Consider the following 21,329-nt stretch of genomic DNA (forward strand, 5'->3'; position numbering starts at 1 on the left):
AAATTGCGCCTTTTTTCTGTTTTTAGGCAAAGAAGCAAAATGTCATTTTGAACGACGTTTTTTGACTCGCTCTTCGCTTAAAATTAATAAGATTGAATTTTAGGACAGACAGGATGCAATTTTTAGTTGTTGATGACCACTCCATTGTCACAATGGCTTTGGAAATGCTTTTAAAAGATTATGACGGCCAGGACAATACGGTTTACACAGCCAATACGAAAGAAGAGGCGATAGCGCTTGCCGATCAGTACGGTGAGACGGCCGATTTGATGATTTTGGATCTATCCATGCCGGGGGTGCAAGGAACCTCACTGATGGAAGAAATTGTCGCTGCGCATCCGACTCTGAAAATTTTGGTGATGAGCGGTCTTCAGGATCAGCACAGCATCGTGAAGGTGCTGCAGATGGGCGCTGCCGGCTTTATCCCCAAGTCATTGGAAGCGGGACTACTCACCTCTGCTATCGGTTTTGTTCTTAAAGGTGGCGTTTATATTCCGGTCAAATTATTAAACCAAGCCCAAAAAACAGGGCTTTTGACCTCAAGAGAACCATTGGGTGATGTGGGCAGCGTGCATCTGACCGAACGTCAAAAGGATGTTTTGGAGCTGCTTGCCAAAGGCGCGCCTATCAAACGAATCTGTAAGGAACTTAATCTCTCGGAAGGCACGGTTAAAACCCATGTCACGGCTATTTACAGAGCTTTTGGAGCTAGCAATCGAACAGAAGCACTGCTTGAAGCCCGCCGACACGGTTTTGATGTGGGTATCTAACGATTTTTCTCTTCGCTTAATTCACGCAGCGCTTCATTGAGCGCCTCGCCGCTCACAGGTTTTTGCATGATACGGGGCATGGCAAAAAGCGCTGCTTCCCGCTCACCCAACACACGAAGAGTTCTGACGTAGTGCGTTTCAATCACCTCTGAGGGCACAGCGGTGAGCAAAATCGCGGGCAACCTCACTCCACGCGCCAAAGACAGTCTTAGGATACACTCCAGCCCGTTGGCCTCTGCCTCGCCTAAATTAAAGTCCGAGATCACTGCATCGATTCTGGGACTATCCTGGATCTTTTGTGTCAATGTCTCTGTACACTTTTCAGCCGAAATGACGGTTGCTCCCCAACTTTCAAGCAGGGCTTTAAGACTTTCTCGAACAGGCGTGTTGTCTTCAATCAAAACCACGGTGGCATCGAGCTTTTCGATACTTTGTTCCTTGCGACGCGTTTGGGTAAATATTCTCGCCTGTTCAGCCTCATGAACCGGCAGCTGCATTCTGAAAATCGATCCTCGTCCGGGTCTGGAACTCAAACTCAACTTGATTTGAAGCTGCTCACAGATGGCCTTAACAATCGAAAGCCCAAGTCCATAGCCTTCCGCGTGAGTTCGTGTATTTTCACTGCGGTAAAAGTAATCAAAGATGCGTTTTTGCTCAGCCTCTTCAATCCCCGCGCCACTGTCGACCACACAAATACTCACGCGCTTTCCGCCGATTAAGCGAGCAGCTAATAAAATTTCGCCTTTTTGTGTGTAGGCAATAGCATTCGTAATCAGATTACGAATGGCGCGCGTTAACAGTTGAGGATCGGTATAGACATTGACATCCAGATTTTTTAATCGGAAGTCCAACCCCTTTTCGTTAGCAACCGGCTTAAATTCCAGAGCCAATTCATCCAATAAAGCTGAGAGTTTTATCGGTTCAAGGTTGGAAGTGGTGTGACCTGTTTCAAGCTTTGAAACTTCCAAAATTTGCGCAACGAGCGTCTGCAGCCCCTGCGTGGTCTTTGACAATTGCTCAACAATGGCCTGCGTTTTCGGATCGCCGTTTTTTTTCAGCAGCTGAATATAGATCCCAATGGCCTGCAAAGGTTGTCGAATATCGTGATTGGCTGCCGTAAAAAATTTACTTCTTAAACGACTTTGTTCCTGCGTTTCGCGGCGCAGTTTTTCTGCCAAGTTCTTTTCAAGCGTCAGCCGCTTGACGAGCATCTCATTTTCCTGGTCGTTGCGAACCGACATCTGCACAATTTCGTTAAAGCGTCTGCCGGAATAAAACATAAACACAACAACGGTAATCAAAAGAGCGGCAATCACCAGGCGGGACCAGCCGAAGATGAGTGCCAGCCGTAGCACCAAAGGGGTGATTGAACAAAGCGTAAAGACCACAAGACTTGGCAACCAACAGGCATAAACCGGCCATGATGCAAAAGTCACCGTCAAAATGACAGAAAAAAGAATAACCTGCGAAGCGGAGTCATTGCCTACGTTATAAGCGAATGTCATACCGGCGAGCGCCCATATTAAACCGCCTACAACAGCTAAAACCATCCAGGCTTTCATCCAAAAGTGGATACGGGCGTGACGGTATCGATCGGCCCAGAATCGTCGATTAAAGTCGATGGCTCCGTAAAAATGGACACCAACAAGCAGTAGCCAAAAAACCAATAAAATCGGGTTAACGACCGGCCACAAAAACATAGCCGTCACACAGGCTCCCGCTATTTCAACGGCAAGCGACACTGGCTGTAGCTTCAAAGAACTTAAGATTTGCCTTACAAGGACACGCGAGTGACGACGACGCCACTGCGCAATGGACATATTCTCACTGTAAAAAGCCCCATTGGTGACGAAGCGAAACCACTGCGCTTTAATCCAGCCCAACATTTTCTTTTAGATACTAAAAGCGTGCCGTAACACGTGGATGCTCTTTGCTGGACAACACCACATAGCCCTTTTCGGTTCGCATCCGCACGCGTGCCCCTACCGGCAACGTGATCTTGACGGGCGAATGGCCGAAAGGCAATCCGTGCAAAATGGGCATGCCTGGCAAGCGTTCACGCAGATAGGCCAACACATCGGAGAAAAGGAAATCATTTTCCCTGGGATGCGCCGGATCAGCGTCACGGAAATCCCCAAAAAGAATCGCCTTTTGTTTAGCTAAAACACCCGCCATTTCCAATTGAGCCATGTGACGCTCAATTCGGTATGCGCGATCGTTGCAGTCTTCTAAAAAGAGAATTCCACCTTCAATATCGGGAAAATACGGTGTACCCAGCAAGGCAACAACCATCGAGAGATTTCCACCCCAAAGCGTCCCTTCAAAATCCAAATCAGGGGCTTCTTTACACGGAAAAGACGCGACCCATTCTTCATTAAAGAGCGCGGAGTGGAAACTTTTTTCAGTCAAAAATGCCGGCGTGTCGACAAAATCCGTACCATTGGGACCTTGATAACTGACCTGACCTGTTTTGGTAAGGTAGGCAAGATTAAAAGCCGTAAAATCTGAATATCCGCAAAAAACGGGTGAATGCCTGGCAATAGCATCATAGTCAATCTTATCGAGTATGCGGGACAGACCATAGCCGCCGCGAATCGGCAAAATAAGGTCAATGTCTTTATTGCACGCCAAACTCATCAGCCCGTCTACACGTTCAGCGTCCGTTCCCGCAAATTGCTTCACATTCTTAAAAACCGTGTCGTGCAAAACGACATCGGCCCCCCGATCCGTGAAATAAAGCTTGGCAAGCGCCGGTGTAGAAATATCCATAACGGCGCGCGAAGGCGCGCAAAAGCCCACACGGATCGGATAATTAGGCATGACGTTTACCCCCGAAAAATTCTGTTAATAGAGCCGCGGCCTCTTTGGCGCAAACACCGGAATCCACTTGCACACGGTGATTTAATTTTGCCGTTGTCTGTAAATCAAAGACGCCACCGTAAGCCCCCGTCTTTTCATCGCGCGCCCCAAAAACCACTCGAGAAATTCTGGCGTGGGCAATTAACCCCGCGCACATTGCGCAAGGCTCCAGTGTCACATAAAGCGTGCAGCCTGACAAACGGTAGTTTTCCAAAGCTTGAGACGCCTGACGAATCGCAATGACTTCGGCATGCGCACTCGGGTCATTATCTTCAATAGAACGATTTCGACCCACACCGATAATGGCGCCGTCTTTAACGATGACGCAACCCACCGGCACTTCACCGACCCGGGCGGCCTCACGGGCAAATTCAAGCGCCTCACGCATGAACTGTTGATCGTAGGGACTTGTCTGACGCTTTCTAGAATTAATCTCGCGGTTTCTTTGCTGAAGGGCTTTTTGCATCACGTTTCGCAACGTTTCCCTTCTCTCTTCTTCAAGAAGCACGGCGTCCTCAAGCTCGGCGCGTGTGTAGCGGTCACGGCTATTTTTTCGGTAACCGACCGTCGCCTCAAAAATCAGTCCCTTCTTTAGCGATTGCAAGAGAATGGATACCGGCGTCTCTCTCAACCAATCACCGGCCCCATCCAAGAATTCCTGAGCTTTGGTAAGAGCGGTTGAAGCTGAAATCAGATCATCCGGTAAATAAGTAAGAAAGGCCTCAAGCACAACGTGCAGATCCTCCGGATTATGACGTTCCAGAGAAGCCAATGTGCTTCCTTTTCTAACGGTGAGTTCTACAAAACGCTTCACAGCCGATCTCCATATTGACTTGTGTATTTTAGCGATTTTCAGACCCAATACCTATTCAAGCCCACTACAATACAATGCAAAAGGAACCACCATGAAAAAAATCATTATTCTGATGCTAACTTCGCTCGGTCTGAGCTCAGTGTGCTGCGCCGGACAATATGGCGACGAACTGGGACGATGCCTTGTTAAAAACGCCTCTGAGGCGGACACAAAAGTTCTTACTCAATGGGCTTTTGTCACTTTAGGACAAACAAAGGCAGCCCGGGAAATCGCTACGATCAGTCCGCAAGTTACCAGTCGGACAACCTCAAAAGCGCAAACGGTTGTATTGAGGCTCTTAGGCAAAGATTGTGCGAAAGAAGCCCTTAAAGCAACACTTTACGAAGGCAAGGACGGCATCGGCAACGGCATAAAGAGTGCCGTTACCCAACGAATGCAAGCTGAGCTACAAACGCAAACGGTTGATGCCATCATTGAAAAAATGACATCAATTAAGACTCCATAATCTTTCTTCAACGGAGAAATCTTATGATTCGCGACGAATTTTATTGGTTAAGCCAAATGAATAAAGCCACTATTATTGCCAATAGTGCGGGCGGTCTATTGAAGCCGCAACTAGCGCATGTTGCCGCCAAAGCTCTGAAAGAAGTTATCGATAGTGGCAAAGATCCCGCCAACCGTGTTAAGCGCGTCATTGATTTTGAGCCCAAACTTATCGCCGCTGCGGGTACCTCCGAAGTAACAGAGATACATGTAGGCCGATCCAGCCAGGATATGCACTCGACTTTCCGTGTCGCGATTATGCGCGACGAAGTCCTCAGTGTGGCTAAAGGCCTGGAAAGTGTTATCGACGCGCTGCTCGAGCTTGCACGCAATCATCAGGACACCGTCATGCCCTCATACACCAATGGTGTGGCCGCTCAACCAACCAGTTTTGCCCACTATTTATTAGGGTTTATTGAAGGCTTTAAACGCGATCGTGTCCGTTTGACGCAATTTTTCAGCCGACTGAATTACTGCCCGATGGGTTCTTGTGTGCTCAATGGCACCGGCTGGCCCCTTAACCGCAAGTTGATGGCTAAATTGTTAGGTTTTCATGCGCCGATTCGCAATGCTTTCGATGCCACGCAGATTGCCATGGTGGATTTACCGGTCGAATTTGCTCAGATCCAAGCCTCAATTGCGCTTCACATCGGTTCCATGATTGCCGACATCATGGTCCAATATGCCCAGCCCCGTCCTTGGATTTTGCTCTCTGAAGGCAATGGCAACACATATGTGTCATCGGCCATGCCGCAAAAACGTAATCCCGGATTGTTAATCAGTTGCCGGGGCAACGCAAGCGACGTTGTCAGTGAAGCTAATCTCGTTATCACTCGCGCTCACAACGTTCCCTCAGGCATGATTGACGGCAAATCCGTCAAAGTGCACGCCGCTTTAGCTCAAGAAAGCGTCAAAACGATGGAACGTTTTGTCAAAATTCTCAAAGCGCTTGTTGTCAATAAAGAACGGGCCTTGGAAGAACTTTCACTAGATTGGACAGCAAGCCAAGAAATTGCCGATCGTCTGATGAGCGAATACGGCCTACCCTTTAGAGTCGGTCATCATGTCGCCAGCGGCATGGTCAGTTTCGCCCGAGCCAACGGCATTCTTCCTCTGACCTTCCCCTATAAAGAAATGCAACGCATTTATGCCGAAACTGTTCAAAAGGAAATGCCGGGATTTGCAACCGAATGCCCGATGAGTGAAGAAGAATTTAAAGCAAGCCTTGATCCGAGAGAAATCCTCAAGCGGCGCCGCACAGAAGGCAGCGCCAATCCCGAAGAAGTAAGCAGAATGCTTGCGGAATTAACGTCCGAGATGGCTATTTTGAAAGAACAAACAACGATGCTCGCCGCGGCCATCGATCAATCCATGGCGGACTTGGACAGTCAGTTTGAACCTTTTTTACAGGAAGTAGAAACGAATTGACATCCTCCTCGCCGTGAACGGCGAGGATTCCCTACTGTGTCAGTGGCTTACGCCACTGATCACTTCGATGGGTTCCTGCTGCTGACCCGCGCCATGGACTGTCTCCATCCGCCGATTCACTTGAGCTCGGCCTACTTCGCCGAGCTCCCCACAGGCTGACATGCGCTGCCCGCGCACCTTTATATTTCTTGCCCCGACCACGTCGGCATTTTCCCGATAGCCACACGCCATACACTTGAAACTCGCCTGGCTCCGTCGGTTCTCTTTTGACTCATAACCGCATATCGGACAGATCCGCGAGGTGTACTGAGGTGCCACTTTTATCACTTGGCCGCCTCTTTGTTCACACTTCCACTCTAATCGTTGGAAAAATTTCCCCCACGCTTGATCCAATATCGCTCGGTTTAAGCCCGATTTTTGACCCACATTATGACCTGGCTCTTCCACCGTCCCGGCCGCACTCGCTGTCATGTTCTTTATTCTCAAGTCTTCACGATAGATCACCGCGTGTTTTTTGCTTAAATCCAACGCGACTTTATTAATAAAGTCCTGACGTTTGTTGCCGATCCGTTGATGCAGTTTCGCAACTTCCCTTTGAGCCTTTCTCCAATTACTGCTGAATTTCTCTTTTCGGGATAGTGATCTTTGCAATTGCGCCAATTTCTTCAAATGTTTTTTCAGCGTGTTGCAAGGCGCAATCTGTATTCCGTCCGAGAGCGTGCAAAACCACGCCACTCCCATATCAATCCCAACTTCATCGCCTTGGTGTACGGGAACTTCTTTTTCGTATTCCGTTTGAATGGAGACGTACCAGCCGTCGGCCTTACGAATAACAGTGATATTTTTCGCTTTGCCTTCAATGTATCGGCTGCGTCTGTACTTCACAAAACCGATCCCGGGCAAATAAATCTGCTTGCCGGTTTCATCAATTTTGAATCCTTGCGGATAGCGAAAGGCGTCATTTGCCCCGTACTTTCTATGGAAAACGGGAAAAGCAGTTCTTCCTGAAAAGAAATTGCGATATGCTCGAGACAGATCCTTCATCGATTGCTGCAGGCACTGGGAATAGCATTCTGAGAGCCACAGCATCTCAGGATCTTTTTTCCAATCAGGCAATAAAGCAGAAAGATTCTTATAGGAGGGATGTTTGCCGGTTTTGTTCTCATATTGCTCTTTAGCCCAACTTAATCCTTTGTTGTAGACGAAGCGGCAGCAACCGGCAAAGCGCGACATCAGACGGGCTTGCCGACCGTTGGGTTTGAGTTTGAAGAGAAAACCTTGGCGGAACAACATGAGACATGATTTTACGGGAATTGAAAGCAATTTTGCTCCAAAATGGCCCCAACATAGCCAATTGACATTGGCGTTCCTTATATCCCCGCCATTAATGGCGGGGCTTTACGGAACTCGCGGTAACTTACGGGTAACTAAAAGCCGCGGAGCCATTTAAATCGCCGCGGCTTTTTTATTGCTCTTTGATATTACTTAGCGAGCGTGCGATAGACACAACGGCTCATCAGTTCGAGCGCGTTGGCAAGCGTTTGTTCGTCGAAGTCGAAGTGGCTATTGTGGTGACCGGCACGAAGGGTGGAACCCACTTGAACATAGGTGCCCTTGCCGCCGGCGGCTTGAACAGTGCTCATGAAGTGAGAATAGTCTTCGGAAGCGCCGAAGTTTTGTTCTTCGATGACTTCCTTGAAGCAACCCATGTCACGGGCTTCTTCGGCCACAACCTTGGCGACTTCAAGGTCGGACTCACCGCTCTTGGTGCCACCCTTGATATCGATGGAATAACCGCAACCCCACATTTCGGCAGCGGCCTTGGCAATACGGCGGACTTCGCCGAACATGTATTCGTCCAAAGCCGAGGTGATGCCACGGGTTTCCAAAACCAACACAGCCTTCGGCGGAATCACGTTGCGGCCTTCACCGCCATTTAACTTACCGACGGTGATACGGGTATCACCCTTGCCGGAGCGCGGAATGGCGTGCATGTTAAGCAAAGCCGTGGCAGCCGACAACAACGCGTTCTTACCTTCTTCCGGAGCGTTACCGGCGTGAGCAGGCACACCGGTAAAGGTAATGTCCGCTTTTGTCGTAGCCAAGAAGTTCTTCGTACCGCAAATGACCTTACCGATGTTATTGGCTTGGAAACCAATATGCATACCGAAGATTTCGTCAACACCGACCACAGCACCGGCCTTTTCCATCGGCATGGCACCGCGAACGCCTTCTTCAGCGGGTTGGAAAATAAAGCGGATCTTGCCCTTGAATTGATCACGCATGGAAGCAACAACTTCTGCCAAAGCCAAGCCGATAGCAACGTGACCGTCGTGACCGCAAGCATGCATAGCGCCCTTATTGACAGAGGCAAAACCTTCGACATTGGGGCGATGGTCGGCGTCAGCGCATTCGGTCACATCGTTGCAGTCCATGTCAAAACGCACAGCAAGGAAAGGACCTTCACCGCCAAAGTCCATATCGGCCCAGAAACCGGTCATACCGCCTTCCATCTTGGCCACCAATTCAGGATCAGCGCCTTGAGCAATGGCACGTTCCATATGAGCCTTGAGGGCGTCGGCAGAGGGCACACCCATCATGGCTTCACGGCAGACTGCCTTTTCACCCATCGTAATGGTATAACCCAACTGCTGCATCTTCTTGATAGCCATAGAGGCCGTGCGGAATTCCGTCCAACCGGATTCCGGATGCTTATGCAGGTCACGGCGAACCTTAGCAAGATTGGGGATAAGTTCTTCAACTTTTTTCTTAAGATCTTGATTCATTTGTGCTCCTCTTTGGTCGCGTAAAAATGCGAACTACCAACTAATTATTTTAACTAAATTGACTTTTCACTTTAATAGAAAGCAATTGTAAAAAGCATCCTTTATCACCGTCCAAATCAGACAAAAAGCACTAACATGATTCAACTGTTATCCTTTTTATGGAGCTTCTAATGAATAAATACTTCTGTGGTGTGATCGCCTCCTGTGCAATCGCCTTTACCCAACAGGCGCTTGCTTGCACCGGCATCACCCTTCAATCACAAAACGGTGACCGCGTCACTGCCCGCTCCATTGAATGGGGTTCCTCGGTTTTATCGACCAACTTGGTTGTTGTCCCCCGCGGCCATGCCACTCAAACACAAACTGCCCAAGGGCCGTCTTTGAGTTATAAAAATACTTGGGGTTATGTCGGATTAAGTATCGAAGATAAAAATTTCGTTGTTGAAGGACTCAATGAAAAAGGACTCTCTGCCGGTCTCTTTTTCTTTCCCGGCTATGGACTTTATCCTGACTATGACAAAAAACAGCAGGACAAAACCATTTCCGATATGGAATTTGTTGCTTGGGTCTTAGGTAATTTTGACAGCGTGGCAAACGCCCGAAAAGGAATTTCAGATATACGTCTGTCCGAACGCTATAAGGGAGCCGGTACAGTCCACTACCGCATTGCTGATAAATCCGGCGCTCAGATTGTTGTTGAAATTGTCAACGGGGAAATGAAGATTTTCGATAACCCTCTGGGAGTGCTGACCAATTCACCGGGATTTGATTGGCAAATGACGAACTTAAATAATTACATCAACCTTAAAGCCGGAACGGTGGCACCGGTTGATTGGAACGGAACCGCTCTTCGCTCACCCGGCATCGGCAGCGGCTTACTTGGTCTGCCCGGTGATATCACCCCTCCCTCTCGTTTCGTCCGGGCTGCTTTCATGGTATCCACGGCTCCTAATCTGAAGAGCGCCGATGAAACTGTTTTGTACAGCTTCAAAATTTTAAACGCCTTTGAAATTCCGATCGGTTTGGAAGAGGAAAATAAAGCCAACCCCATAGGACTGCTTTCTGCCACTCAGTGGAGCAGTGCAACCGATATGACCAACGGGGTGATTTATTACAAAACAATGAATAACGCCCGCATCCGAAGCGTCGACTTAAAAACGATTAACTTCGGACAGGTAACTTATCAAAATCTCCCGATTGATAAAGTTAAAAGCGAGCCGATAGAAAAAGTAGTCATTCGCTAACCGAAATCACCACGAAATAAATTGAACCAGCAACAAATTCCGGCAGTCATCGCTGCCGGAATTTGTGCGAGTTAATCATTTTTTACTGCTTTGTCGGTTTTTTCTTGGGCAAAAATCCAATCAATAAATCCGCCCTTATTTCTCGAGCACACTATCACTTTTCCTTGACCGCGGAATTTCAACACAATCCCCTCACCGGTTATTTGACTATTGACCAATTTGCCGAAAAGACCGGAATGTGAAGTATTTAAACTCAATTCATAGTCAAGGGAAGCGTCCCAAGCTACCAGATGGCCATTATCCACAATTAAGGATTGTCCTTCCTTGACTTCAAGTTCGCGCACGGAACCGAAGCCTGAAACCGCAATCTGACCGCGACCGTCTGTGGCCATCACGAAAAAGCCCCCCGAGTCACCCAAAAACGCGCGTCCCAAACCCTGGGATTTAACCTCAAGTTCCACCTCTTCGGTGGCTGCCAAAAAGGCACCGTCAGAAACCATGTATTGACGTTCTCCGACATCCAAAATACGAATGTCACCGGGAATATTCGGAGCTAACAACACACTCCCCGGTCCTTTTTCGGCTTCCACATATTGTTGGAAAAAGCTTTCATCATTTAAAAGCTTTCGAGCCAAAGACTTCATGATCCCGCCGCGGCTTCGTCCTTTAAGACTCAAATCGCCATCCATCGCCACCATTGCATTGGATTCAGCCAAAACTTTTTCGCCCTTCTCAAGGGTAACGCTTAAAAGCGGATCAACACTGCCGGTAATTTCAAAACGCATTTTTTTGTTCCACAAAAACTTAGACTTAACGAGCCGGTTTGGCCTCAAGCACTTCCAACTCTACCTTCCAATGATCCCGGTCAACCTCAGCCAAAATATCCATAAGGGCATCTTTTGACACGTGTGACCAATTCTTGTCATCATCGAGCTCAGTCACAATCGTGTTACCTTTTTCATCAGTAAACTCATACTTATCATGGCTGACCTGACGGGTAAATCGCCCGCGCAAAACAACCAACTGTTCGTCGTAACTATTTTGCTTGACCTCTTCAATAGATTTCAATGTAGTCAACGCAAAGCCTTGGGGCTGAGCCGATGGCGTTGCATTAAAACCGCTAGGCGATTGTGCCAACACAGCCAATGGCATCGCCAAAGCACAAAGCGCAACTGCAACGACTGTTTTTTTCATAATTTCTCCGAAAACTTTTTTATCTTGCCCGCAAGTGTACCTGGTTAAACTTAGAGCAAACATAGAGAAAACTTAGCCGTTCCTAAGTCAGAGCAACCAAATGCAAAATCACTCACACCTTCGGCCTGACTCACCTACAATAAAAACTATGTGTGAGGTTCTGAAATGAGAATTTTATTGGTTGAAGACGATCCGATGATCGCGCAGGCTATTAAAGGCGCATTAGGCGACGAGATGTATACCGTCGAACAGGTCGCCAATGGTCGCGATGCCTTAATGATGCTCTCTGTCAATGAGTACGGCTTTTTGCTATTGGATCTGGGCTTACCCGGAGTAGACGGTATGACGGTGTTGCGCACACTGAGAGCTAATGCAGAAGGACAGAAGAAAAATATCCCGGTGATTATTCTCACTGCCAGAGACGGATTGGATGATCGACTGGAGGGACTGGATGCCGGAGCGGATGACTATCTGGTTAAGCCTTTCCATATGAGTGAGCTTCTTGCCCGAATCCGTGCTGTTTTGAGACGCAAAAACCAAACAACAGAAAATGCTTTAACAAACGGTCTGGTCACCGTCAATGTTTCTGAAAAAACCGCTACGGTGGCTGGCGACTCAACCCCCATTGTCTTATCAAGACGCGAATACGCGCTTTTGGCGGCTCTGTTGGCCAGACCCGGCACAATCCTTTCCCGCAGACGCATTGAAGAGCGTATCTATGAGCCCGGAGAGGAACCGGAAAGCAACGCCGTCGAATATTTGATTCATTCATTGAGAAAAAAACTGGGACCAAGTGTTATTAAAAATGTCCGGGGATTGGGTTGGATGGTAGAGAAAGGATCCTCGCAATGAGTCCGGTTCAGCCAAAAAATTACGGTTTTGTCAAACGACTGTTAGTTTGGGCAGGCACGGCAGCTCTCATCATGAGTCTGGCGGCCGCAGCGTCTTTATTTACCTTGTCTTATAACGAGGCTTGTGATGAACAAGACGACCTATTGGAAGAGGTAACAGGCGTTTTGGCTCGATTGGATATTTCCAGCAAACATCCCAGTGCTTTGTGGATGGATGATGATGACTTTGAGGACTGGTTCACACTGGATGAAGATTCCCCTCAAGCCATCGCTCCTGCCGGTTCAACCGTACTGGTCAGAACGCTTCACAAAGGCGGTCAAACCATTCGAGCCGTCTTTGATCAGGACCTTTATGACGGCGCACAAACACTTTTTATTTCCGGCACAGAATACCGACTTTATCTTCGCACTCTTTCAGGCGGACAACATATTGCTGTTGCCCAGCGAATGAAAGAAATTGAGAAAATCGCCCGTCAAACAGCATTAGCGGCTTCTCTTCCGCTACTGGGTTTATCTTTTGCATTGTTTATTATTTTGGCCGGCGTTTTATGGTATTCAATGAAACCCATTCACGCACTAACCTCCAAAATCAACCGCCGTCAACCCGATGACTTAACTCCAATTGACACACAAGGATTGCCTACTGAGTTGCTGCCAATGGTTGATGCATTTAATGGCGTTTTATTCCGAATTGATGAACTAAGACAAAGAGAATCTCGCTTTGTTGCCGACGCTGCTCACGAACTTAGATCTCCGTTGGCAGCCCTTTCACTTCAGGCTGAACGGCTGGAAAAAGCCACGATGAATGAGCAAGCCCAAAAGCAGCTCGCAGATCTGCGAATCAGCATTGATCGTGCAACTCGATTGGTTTCTCAGCTTCTTTCATTAAAACGAGCTCAAATACAATCTGTGAAAAATAACGAGAAAAAAGCCGTCTTATCCGAAACGGTTGCTGCTGTCATTGAGCAAATTTGGGCTGATGCTGAAAAGAAAAACATTGAAATTGAAGTGTTGGGTTTTGACGAATACGATCAGGAGGGCAATGTTACCGTTGATGTTGCCGAGGATGACCTTTTCAGTATTTTGAGAAACTTAATTGAAAACGCCGTGAAGTATTGCCCAGAAGGTTCAACGGTTACCATTGAACTGGAGTCTCTTACTCCTTTCAAGATGAACATTCACGACAATGGACCGGGAATCCCCAAAGAAGAACGAGAACGAGTCTTTGATCCTTTCTATCGAGTACTCGGCACCGGCGAAACCGGGACAGGCTTGGGAATGGCTATTGTAAAAACACTAGCAGAACGCAATGGGTTGCGAATTACACTCAATGATGCCAATCCACTGGCAGAAAGCGATCAAAAAGGGCTAATGGTGACATTACAAATATAGATTATCCACGCATGAGGGGCGGGAAAATTCCCGCCCTTTTTTCGTCAGGTTATGACGGCCATGCGGACACGATTAACCACAGAATCAACACAAATCCAAACACCAGTTTATGTACAATGAATTGCACATTGATGTTGAATTTAATTTCAACTCGTGGCATCATGTCGGCATGAGATGAGTTCTTTGACTGTTTCATCTCACACCTCCTACGGCCCACAAGTGTTCCAGCACTCGGGCCGTAAGTTTTTCCGGTTTTGTTATCAACCGTTAGGAACTATTCCTAACGATGATTGACCGACACCGGGAAACGGTCAATCCCTCGCTCGGAGCGCCTCCCCCCACCCAAGCGGATAGCTAAGCATATCGACAAAAAATCTCCTAAGTTTTGATCAAATACAAAGACAACTGTGTTAGAGGGGCTGAACTCTTTTATCGAGGCCTCTTTTTCTGTTTTTGCGAGAAATTAAACGATAGTGTTTTGACGAAAACGATCCAAAAGACAAAGTTAAGGTTAGTGTTGCTGAAGAAACGTTTCTGTGTTTGGAGAAATTTAATGTATCAGTTAGGACCTCTTCACATGACGGACGAGGCTTTTATAAACCTCGTCCTTTTTCGTCAATTTATGACGGCCATGCGGACACGATTAACCAGAGAATCAACACAAATCCATACACCAATTTATGTACAATAAATTGCACATTGATGTTGAATTTAATTTCAACTCGTGGCATCATGTCGGCATGAGATGATTTCTTTAACAGCTTCATCTCTTGCCTCCAACGCCCTGTGTTTCGACCCTCAGGGCGTTAGTTTTTCCGGCTTTGTTATCAACCGTTAGGAACTATTCCTAACGATGATTGACCGACACCGGGAAACGGTCAATCCCTCGCTTGAGCTCCTCCCTCGCTCAAGCGGACAGCTAAGCATATCGACAAAAAGTCTATTAAGTTTTGATCAAATACAAAGAAGACCGTTAAAAAAAAATCATAAAAAAAGGATTGGAATCCATGATAGAAACCAATCCCTTATTTTCAGGCGGAATTACTCCCAGCCTATTCCCACTCAATCGTGGCAGGCGGCTTACCGCTGATATCGTAACAAACACGGTTGATACCGCGTACTTCATTGATGATACGATTGGAAACCTTACCCAATAACTCGTAGGGCAAATGAGACCAACGCGCCGTCATGAAGTCGCTCGTTTCAACAGAACGTAAGCTGACCACCCATTCGTAAGTACGGCCGTCGCCCATTACACCCACGCTCTTGACAGGAAGGAAAACCACAAAGGCTTGGCTGACCTTGTCATAAAGACCTGCATTACGAAGTTCTTCAATGAAAATCGCATCGGCTTCACGCAAAAGATCGGCATATTCCTTCTTGACTTCGCCCAAAATACGAACACCCAAGCCCGGACCTGGGAAGGGATGACGATAAACCATTTCAGCCGGCAAACCTAAAGCAACGCCCAATTCACGGACTTCATCCTTAAATAGACCGCGCAACGGTTCAAGAAGTTTCAGATGCAGAGTATCTGGCAAACCGCCCACATTGTGGTGACTCTTAATCGTCTTTGCTTTCTTTGTCTTAGCACCGGCCGATTCAATCACATCAGGATAAATCGTACCTTGAGCAAGCCACTTGGCATTGGGGAGCTTGGCGGCTTCTTCTTGGAAAACTTCAACAAAGAGTCGACCGATAATCTTGCGCTTTTGTTCAGGATCTGTGACACCGGCCAATTCACCCATAAAGCGGTCAACGGCATCAACCACTATGAGCTTTAAGCCCATGTTCTTTTCAAATGTTTCACGAACTTGTTCGCGTTCATTCTTGCGCAACAAACCGTTATCAACAAACACACAAGTCAATTGCTTGCCAATAGCCTTGTGAATCAACGCAGCGGTCACCGAAGAGTCAACGCCACCGGAAAGACCCAAGATAACTTCTTCATCACCAACTTGTGCACGAATCTGCTCAACAGCTTCCTTCACATAGTCACCCATGATCCAGGAAGGCTCTGCCTTACAGATATCGAGAACAAAACGGTTGAGGATTTGACGGCCTTGAAGCGTATGAGTTACTTCAGGATGGAATTGAACCGCATAATAGTGACGGGTTTCATCACACATACCGGCGATGGGGCAAGAAGGCGTTGAGCACATCACTTTAAAGCCCTCGGGCAACTGCGTGACTTTATCGCCGTGGCTCATCCACACCTTCATGATGGATTCGCCGGCTTCGTTCTTTGTATCTTCGATGCCTTTGAGCAATTCGGAATTGTTGTGGTTTTTCACTTCGGCGTAGCCAAATTCACGCTTGCCGACATTTTCCACCTTACCACCCAATTGCTGAGCCATGGTTTGCATGCCGTAGCAAATACCTAAAATAGGTACGCCGGCGTTAAAAACTGCTTGGCTGATTCGATCCGTGCTTTCTTCATAAGCGCTCATATGAGAACCGGAAAGGATGATGCCTTTCGGATTGTATTCGCGAATGAAGCTTTCGGAGACGTCATTGGGATGCACTTCGCAGTAAACGTGAGCTTCACGCACGCGACGAGCAATCAACTGCGTCACTTGAGAACCGAAGTCCAAAATAAGAATACGATCGTGAGTCATGGTCGTTTGTCGTAAATATTAAAAAACAAAAATCATTAAGGCGCGAGTAAGTTTACAGATTAAACTCAACTCGCGCCTGTTTATTCATCAAAAATGGCTACCGAAACTTATTGTTCCTGACGGTAGTTCGGAGCTTCCTTCGTAATTCTTACGTCGTGGACGTGAGATTCACGCCAGCCGGCTGCCGTAATTTCAACGAATTCGGCACGTTGACGCATTTCTTCAACAGTGCGGCAACCACAATAGCCCATCGAAGAGCGCAAACCACCGATCATCTGGTAGACGATCTGAGAAAGCGGTCCCTTGTAGGGAACCATACCTTCGATGCCTTCCGGAACAAACTTGCTGATGTTGCCGGAATTGTTGTCTTGGAAGTAGCGGTCAGCGGAGCCCTTCGTCATCGCGCCCAAGCTGCCCATACCGCGATAGCTCTTGAAAGAGCGGCCTTGATAAAGAACCACTTCACCCGGAGCTTCATCCGTACCGGCAAACATACCACCCATCATCACAGCGTAAGCGCCGGCGGCCAAAGCCTTGGCGATGTCACCGGAGAAGCGGATACCGCCGTCGGCGATCAACGGAACGCCAGTGCCTTCCAAAGCTTGAGCAACGTCAGAGACGGCCGTGATTTGCGGGACACCGACACCGGCCACAATACGGGTCGTACAAATAGAACCCGGTCCGATACCGACTTTAACGCCGTCGGCACCGGCGTCAACCAATGCGCGGGCAGCTTCGGCGGTAGCAATGTTGCCACCGATAACTTGCAGTTGCGGGTAATTCTTCTTCACCCAAGCCACGCGATCCAAAACGCCCTGAGAGTGACCGTGAGCGGTATCAACCACAATCACGTCAACACCGGCTTCAAGCATCAATTCAATGCGTTCTTCCGTGCCCGCGCCGACACCAACAGCGGCACCGGCAAGCAGACGACCGTGGGAGTCTTTGGCGGCATTCGGGTGTTCACCGGCCTTAATAATGTCTTTTACCGTCATCAAGCCCGTGAGGTTAAAGTCCTTATCGACCACGAGAACACGTTCGACACGATGTTGATGCATCAAACGCTTGGCATCTTCGAGGCTGGCGCCTTCGCGAACTGTCACGAGGCGATCGGCCGGCGTCATGATTTGGGACACCGGGATATCCATGCGCGTTTCAAAGCGAAGGTCACGGGAAGTCACCATACCCAAGACACGCTTGTCATCGACAACCGGCAAACCGGAGATGTGACGTTCACGGCTCAAACGAATCACTTCACCGACTGTCATACCCGGAGTAACCGTAATCGGATCGGCCACCATACCGGCTTCATGACGCTTCACACGAGCCACTTCAGCTGCCTGCTGCTTCGGGCTCATATTTTTGTGAATAAAACCGATACCGCCTTCTTGTGCCAAAGCAATAGCTAAACCTGATTCCGTCACGGTATCCATAGCAGCGGAAACCATCGGAATATTCAAGCTTAATTCACGGGTGATCTTGGTGGTCAGAACGGTGTCACGGGGGAGAACTTCAGAGTGTGCCGGAACGAGCAACACATCATCAAAAGTCAGTGCCTTTTGTCTAATGCGCATGTTAACCTCAGTCGAAAAATGTAGAAAAAATTCGGCATCGCCATGGAGAATGGCGTAAAAAGATTAACGGCGTATTTTAACTTATTCCTAGAGTTTTTCGCAACTAAAAAAGCGATTTTTTTCGATCATAACAGACGATGTTTTCCACCGTTGCGCCCGTGAATTAACACATTTTCGGGTTTTTGATTCTTTTCTTCACGCAACCGTCTGGCTGTCATGGGATCAACGGTCAGGGCAGGCAAAATTTCGATCCTATCGCCTTCTGAAATTTTTGTTTGCGGATCCGTCAGCACATTCCAAAGAGCTAATTTTTGATTGTTGCCTACCGTCCAGCCGGCCTCCTGAACGGCTTGCTGCAAAGTAGTGCCTTCGGAGAGCTCAAGCGTTTTTACAAAAACCTCATCACGATCAAGTCGAACGACAGTTACTTGCATTCTCAATCTCCAAAAACAGAAAAACCTCGGCCGGCAACAAACCAAGCCGAGGTGCATTTTAACCAAAACGGTTATTGAATGAAGCTGACATGCTTGTTGATTTCTTCAACAATCGGATTCTTCAGTTCATTAAAGTGCTTTTTATTTTGTTCAAAAAGGTTATTGCCGTGCGCATCAATGGAAACCACGAGCGGTCCGAATTCTTTCACACGCATCACCCACATGGCTTCAGGCATGCCCAATTCAGGCCATTGGCAGTCTTCCACTTCTTCAACACACTCCGCTGCCACCACGGCGCAACCACCGGGGAAAACACAATGCAACGCCTTGGTTTCATTGCAGCCGGCTGTCGTATTTGGTCCCATACCGCCTTTGCCGACAATAAGCTTTGTGCCTGTTTGTTCAAGGAACTGCTTTTGGAATTTTTCCATACGCATTGACGTTGTCGGACCAATGGAGACGACATCAAACTTCGTCGGATCATCTTTGCGATGCACCATGATCGGACCGGCATGGAAAATCGCCTTACCCTTCAAGTCTACCGGCAACTTGCGGCCTAACTTCACTAGGCGCGTGTGAGCGGCATCACGTGCCGTTACAAGGTAGCCCGTCAAATAAATCACATCACCGATTTTGATATCTTCCAAATCCTTGTCTTGGATCGGTGTTGTCAGAACTTTTTTGCTCATAATCTAACTCCCTTGTAAGACAAGAGTTCGTAGCTCATATCCGCATAAAGCTTAATGGCAGCACGACGGTGTGCCCAACAGCCCATGGAAATGCCCACAGCCAAACAAGAAGGATGGCGGGCGGCATCTTCAATATTGACACCCATCACGCTCTTGACGCCCGTCAGACCGCCAGGACCGACGTTTAACTTATTGAGCCCTTCTTCGAGCAAACGTTCCATTTCAGCTCCGCGAGGATTGGGATTATGAGAGCCAACCGGACGCATCAACGCTTTCTTAGATAAGCGTGCAGCCACTTCAACGCTGCCGGCAATACCGACACCCACCAACACCGGCGGGCATGCGTTGATACCGCGCTCGACCATCGTATCGAAGATGTATTGCACGATGCCTTCGTAACCTTCCACAGGCATCAACACTTTGGCCGTTCCGGGAAGAGAACATCCGCCACCGGCCATGTAGGCATAAATCACGCACTCATCGCTATCGGGTACGATATCCCAATCAATCCAAGGGATACGGTGACCGGTATTGTTGCCTGAATTTTTTTCATCAAAAATTTGAACCGCGTTGTGGCGAAGAGGAGCCTGTACCGTTGCCCGGCGCGTAGCCTCCGCCAGAGCTTGCTGCATTTTTCCTAAAATCGGGAAACGATCACCGACTTCAATAAAGTACTGGATCACGCCCGTGTCCTGACACATCGGACGATCGAGTTCCTTGGCCAAGGCAATATCTTTAAACATTGCATCGTAAATAATCTTGGCCATATCCGTCGTTTGTTCGGCACGCAATTCTTCAAGCTTTGCTTGGACATCATCGGGAAGATGTTTGCCAAAATAAGCCGTGAAGTCTGCCATCACGTCGGTGAACTTTTTAACGAGTTCAGCTTGATTTTCCATGATGTTCTTCTTTCCTAAAATTGACGAAAATTCGCGCCTCCAAGGCGCCATTTTAGATATTAGAAAGCTAATTTAATCGCGTCAACAGTGTTTTATGTAAAGCCAAATGGCTATATGATTTTCCTCAAAATGTAAGGCCTTGGTAGAATGTGACCCTGTTTGAACATTCAGGAAGTACGAATACCGTGGCCAATATCGTCAATCGTAAGGCTCTTTTTGATTACTACATAGAAGAAAAGCACGAAGCAGGCCTCGTGCTTGAAGGATGGGAGGTTAAATCCATCCGTGAAGGGCGTGCGCAAATTAAAGAGGCCCATGTCATAATCCGCGGCGGTGAATTGTTTCTCTTAAACGCTCACATTACTCCGCTAAAGACAGCCAGCACTCACACAAAGCCTGATCCCACCCGTCTGAGGAAACTATTGATGCACTCCCGTGAAATCAATAAGCTGATCGGTAAGGTGGAACGGGCCGGCTATGCTCTCATCCCCCTTGATATGCACTTTACGCGCGGACGGGTAAAGCTGACCGTTGCGCTGGCCAAGGGCAAACGTCAGTATGAAAAACGGGCTGATGAAAGCAAAAAACAATGGGATCGCGATCGGGAACGTCTGATGAAAAAAGCTTCAAGGTAAGTCGCCTTGAAGCTTCTGTCAGAGCCGTCTCTAAGAGGCGGCTTATTTATTTTCTATATTCTCTTTTTCCGAGTCTTCTGTTTTTTGAGCGGGATCTCGCCACTGAAGCTCATAGCCCACCAACATTTCTGTCCAACGTTTAAGTAGCGCAAGCATTTCCGGCGCCGGCACTTCCCCCAAGGGTTCTACCCCCTTTTTCGTCACCACGGCGAGCGTGTCGTAAACTTCCGCCATAAAAACAGCCATGGCTGAATAAATCAACGTAGCATTATCCTCGGGCAACTTGCCGCCAGCGGCCTGAGCAAGCTCTGTTCCAAGCTTAATTCTTAGATTGCCGGCTACACCCACCGGATACCACTGCGGATCAATTTCAAATTGGGCATTTTTTCCGCTGAAAGTTGCGCCAAGCCAATTCATGGTCTTGCGATCCATGTCATCCATGACATCCTCGGTGATTTCACCGGCAGCGTTTTTCTGTGAACGCATAGCCATTTCCATCATAAATTGTCCCAAAATGGCACCGGTGATATTCGGATGGCGCAAAGGTTGTTTTTGGCAATCACTTCCGCAGGAAGAGCAATTTCCACTGCAGCTCATTG

At 48.0% G+C, this 21,329-nt stretch carries 20 protein-coding genes; 7 read left to right on the forward strand and 13 right to left on the reverse strand.

Going from position 1 to position 21,329, the window contains the following annotated elements:
• The first annotated feature begins 113 nt into the window (after window positions 1-113).
• A complete protein-coding gene (locus M3080_RS02890; protein WP_022472318.1) occupies window positions 114-770 on the forward strand; it encodes a response regulator transcription factor in 657 nt (218 codons plus the stop codon).
• Here M3080_RS02890 and M3080_RS02895 read toward each other — a convergent pair.
• From M3080_RS02895 to tadA, 3 genes are read right to left on the reverse strand one after another with little or no spacing between them, the layout of a single operon-like run.
• Window positions 767-2,656: a hybrid sensor histidine kinase/response regulator gene (locus M3080_RS02895; RefSeq protein ID WP_249091815.1), complete on the reverse strand. Its 1,890-nt coding sequence runs from the start codon at window positions 2,654-2,656 to the stop codon at window positions 767-769. The genes M3080_RS02890 and M3080_RS02895 overlap by 4 nt on opposite strands.
• A gap of 13 nt (window positions 2,657-2,669) precedes the next feature.
• Window positions 2,670-3,590, reverse strand: a complete 921-nt coding sequence (locus M3080_RS02900) for a S66 peptidase family protein (RefSeq protein WP_022472316.1) — start codon at window positions 3,588-3,590, stop codon at window positions 2,670-2,672.
• Window positions 3,583-4,443, reverse strand: coding sequence for a tRNA adenosine(34) deaminase TadA (tadA, locus tag M3080_RS09355; protein ID WP_249091816.1), 861 nt, complete (start codon window positions 4,441-4,443; stop codon window positions 3,583-3,585). Before tadA ends, M3080_RS02900 begins: the two co-directional genes overlap by 8 nt.
• 91 nt (window positions 4,444-4,534) lie before the next feature.
• On the opposite strand from tadA, the gene M3080_RS02910 reads away from it, so the two are divergent.
• On the forward strand, window positions 4,535-4,948 hold the full coding sequence (locus M3080_RS02910; protein WP_249091817.1) for a hypothetical protein: 414 nt from the start codon (window positions 4,535-4,537) through the stop codon (window positions 4,946-4,948).
• Window positions 4,949-4,971: 23 nt separating this feature from the next.
• On the forward strand, window positions 4,972-6,414 hold the full coding sequence (locus M3080_RS02915; RefSeq protein WP_249091818.1) for a lyase family protein: 1,443 nt from the start codon (window positions 4,972-4,974) through the stop codon (window positions 6,412-6,414).
• A 39-nt stretch (window positions 6,415-6,453) separates the two neighbouring features.
• Here the strand turns inward: M3080_RS02915 and M3080_RS02920 are convergent, their stop codons facing one another.
• Together M3080_RS02920 and M3080_RS02925 are read right to left on the reverse strand one after the other, a co-directional pair.
• A complete protein-coding gene (locus M3080_RS02920; protein ID WP_249091819.1) occupies window positions 6,454-7,707 on the reverse strand; it encodes an RNA-guided endonuclease InsQ/TnpB family protein in 1,254 nt (417 codons plus the stop codon).
• A gap of 188 nt (window positions 7,708-7,895) precedes the next feature.
• Complete coding sequence (locus M3080_RS02925) at window positions 7,896-9,200, reverse strand: amidohydrolase (RefSeq protein WP_249091820.1); 1,305 nt, start codon at window positions 9,198-9,200, stop codon at window positions 7,896-7,898.
• 170 nt (window positions 9,201-9,370) lie between these two features.
• On the opposite strand from M3080_RS02925, the gene M3080_RS02930 reads away from it, so the two are divergent.
• Entirely contained in the window at window positions 9,371-10,444 is a 1,074-nt protein-coding gene (locus M3080_RS02930) for a linear amide C-N hydrolase (protein ID WP_249091821.1), read from the forward strand.
• Window positions 10,445-10,515: 71 nt separating this feature from the next.
• Here M3080_RS02930 and M3080_RS02935 read toward each other — a convergent pair whose 3' ends face one another.
• Both M3080_RS02935 and M3080_RS02940 read right to left on the reverse strand, forming a co-directional pair.
• Complete coding sequence (locus tag M3080_RS02935; RefSeq protein ID WP_249091822.1) at window positions 10,516-11,229, reverse strand: TIGR00266 family protein; 714 nt, start codon at window positions 11,227-11,229, stop codon at window positions 10,516-10,518.
• 25 nt (window positions 11,230-11,254) lie between these two features.
• Complete coding sequence (locus M3080_RS02940) at window positions 11,255-11,638, reverse strand: YgiW/YdeI family stress tolerance OB fold protein (RefSeq protein ID WP_249091823.1); 384 nt, start codon at window positions 11,636-11,638, stop codon at window positions 11,255-11,257.
• Window positions 11,639-11,803: 165 nt separating this feature from the next.
• On the opposite strand from M3080_RS02940, the gene M3080_RS02945 reads away from it, so the two are divergent.
• Complete coding sequence (locus M3080_RS02945) at window positions 11,804-12,490, forward strand: response regulator (RefSeq protein WP_249091824.1); 687 nt, start codon at window positions 11,804-11,806, stop codon at window positions 12,488-12,490.
• On the forward strand, window positions 12,487-13,881 hold the full coding sequence (locus tag M3080_RS02950) for an ATP-binding protein (protein ID WP_249091825.1): 1,395 nt from the start codon (window positions 12,487-12,489) through the stop codon (window positions 13,879-13,881). Before M3080_RS02945 ends, M3080_RS02950 begins: the two co-directional genes overlap by 4 nt.
• A gap of 1,052 nt (window positions 13,882-14,933) precedes the next feature.
• Here the strand turns inward: M3080_RS02950 and guaA are convergent.
• From guaA to ttdA, 5 genes are all read right to left on the reverse strand, one after another.
• Window positions 14,934-16,499 (reverse strand): glutamine-hydrolyzing GMP synthase, encoded by a 1,566-nt coding sequence (gene guaA, locus M3080_RS02955; RefSeq protein WP_022472618.1) that lies wholly within the window; start codon window positions 16,497-16,499, stop codon window positions 14,934-14,936.
• A gap of 107 nt (window positions 16,500-16,606) precedes the next feature.
• Window positions 16,607-18,073, reverse strand: a complete 1,467-nt coding sequence (guaB, locus tag M3080_RS02960) for an IMP dehydrogenase (protein WP_249091826.1) — start codon at window positions 18,071-18,073, stop codon at window positions 16,607-16,609.
• Between the two features lie 125 nt (window positions 18,074-18,198).
• Window positions 18,199-18,507, reverse strand: a complete 309-nt coding sequence (locus tag M3080_RS02965; protein WP_249091827.1) for an RnfH family protein — start codon at window positions 18,505-18,507, stop codon at window positions 18,199-18,201.
• Between the two features lie 71 nt (window positions 18,508-18,578).
• Complete coding sequence (ttdB, locus tag M3080_RS02970; protein ID WP_249091828.1) at window positions 18,579-19,196, reverse strand: L(+)-tartrate dehydratase subunit beta; 618 nt, start codon at window positions 19,194-19,196, stop codon at window positions 18,579-18,581.
• Window positions 19,193-20,095 (reverse strand): L(+)-tartrate dehydratase subunit alpha, encoded by a 903-nt coding sequence (gene ttdA / locus M3080_RS02975; RefSeq protein ID WP_022472192.1) that lies wholly within the window; start codon window positions 20,093-20,095, stop codon window positions 19,193-19,195. Before ttdA ends, ttdB begins: the two co-directional genes overlap by 4 nt.
• 185 nt (window positions 20,096-20,280) lie before the next feature.
• Between ttdA and smpB the strand changes: the two genes are divergently transcribed.
• Window positions 20,281-20,730 carry an SsrA-binding protein SmpB gene (gene smpB / locus M3080_RS02980; protein ID WP_022472191.1) on the forward strand — a complete coding sequence of 150 codons (450 nt, stop codon included), beginning with the start codon at window positions 20,281-20,283 and terminating at the stop codon, window positions 20,728-20,730.
• Between the two features lie 42 nt (window positions 20,731-20,772).
• Here smpB and M3080_RS02985 read toward each other — a convergent pair whose 3' ends face one another.
• A complete protein-coding gene (locus tag M3080_RS02985; RefSeq protein ID WP_249091829.1) occupies window positions 20,773-21,327 on the reverse strand; it encodes a hypothetical protein in 555 nt (184 codons plus the stop codon).
• Window positions 21,328-21,329 lie beyond the last annotated feature (2 nt).

This window comes from Parasutterella secunda, assembly GCF_023336895.1.
GTDB classification, from domain to species: domain Bacteria; phylum Pseudomonadota; class Gammaproteobacteria; order Burkholderiales; family Burkholderiaceae_F; genus Aphodousia; species Aphodousia faecalis.

Bases quoted from the DNA above. Each gene is read 5' to 3' on its own strand.
- M3080_RS02890 (WP_022472318.1), top strand. From the start codon at position 114: ATGCAATTTTTAGTTGTTGATGACCACTCCATTGTCACAATGGCTTTG.
- M3080_RS02895 (WP_249091815.1), bottom strand. From the start codon at position 2,656: ATGTTGGGCTGGATTAAAGCGCAGTGGTTTCGCTTCGTCACCAATGGG.
- M3080_RS02900 (WP_022472316.1), bottom strand. From the start codon at position 3,590: ATGCCTAATTATCCGATCCGTGTGGGCTTTTGCGCGCCTTCGCGCGCC.
- M3080_RS02910 (WP_249091817.1), top strand. From the start codon at position 4,535: ATGAAAAAAATCATTATTCTGATGCTAACTTCGCTCGGTCTGAGCTCA.
- M3080_RS02915 (WP_249091818.1), top strand. From the start codon at position 4,972: ATGATTCGCGACGAATTTTATTGGTTAAGCCAAATGAATAAAGCCACT.
- M3080_RS02920 (WP_249091819.1), bottom strand. From the start codon at position 7,707: ATGTTGTTCCGCCAAGGTTTTCTCTTCAAACTCAAACCCAACGGTCGG.
- M3080_RS02925 (WP_249091820.1), bottom strand. From the start codon at position 9,200: ATGAATCAAGATCTTAAGAAAAAAGTTGAAGAACTTATCCCCAATCTT.
- M3080_RS02930 (WP_249091821.1), top strand. From the start codon at position 9,371: ATGAATAAATACTTCTGTGGTGTGATCGCCTCCTGTGCAATCGCCTTT.
- M3080_RS02935 (WP_249091822.1), bottom strand. From the start codon at position 11,229: ATGCGTTTTGAAATTACCGGCAGTGTTGATCCGCTTTTAAGCGTTACC.
- M3080_RS02940 (WP_249091823.1), bottom strand. From the start codon at position 11,638: ATGAAAAAAACAGTCGTTGCAGTTGCGCTTTGTGCTTTGGCGATGCCA.
- M3080_RS02945 (WP_249091824.1), top strand. From the start codon at position 11,804: ATGAGAATTTTATTGGTTGAAGACGATCCGATGATCGCGCAGGCTATT.
- M3080_RS02950 (WP_249091825.1), top strand. From the start codon at position 12,487: ATGAGTCCGGTTCAGCCAAAAAATTACGGTTTTGTCAAACGACTGTTA.
- guaA (WP_022472618.1), bottom strand. From the start codon at position 16,499: ATGACTCACGATCGTATTCTTATTTTGGACTTCGGTTCTCAAGTGACG.
- guaB (WP_249091826.1), bottom strand. From the start codon at position 18,073: ATGCGCATTAGACAAAAGGCACTGACTTTTGATGATGTGTTGCTCGTT.
- M3080_RS02965 (WP_249091827.1), bottom strand. From the start codon at position 18,507: ATGCAAGTAACTGTCGTTCGACTTGATCGTGATGAGGTTTTTGTAAAA.
- ttdB (WP_249091828.1), bottom strand. From the start codon at position 19,196: ATGAGCAAAAAAGTTCTGACAACACCGATCCAAGACAAGGATTTGGAA.
- ttdA (WP_022472192.1), bottom strand. From the start codon at position 20,095: ATGGAAAATCAAGCTGAACTCGTTAAAAAGTTCACCGACGTGATGGCA.
- M3080_RS02985 (WP_249091829.1), bottom strand. From the start codon at position 21,327: ATGAGCTGCAGTGGAAATTGCTCTTCCTGCGGAAGTGATTGCCAAAAA.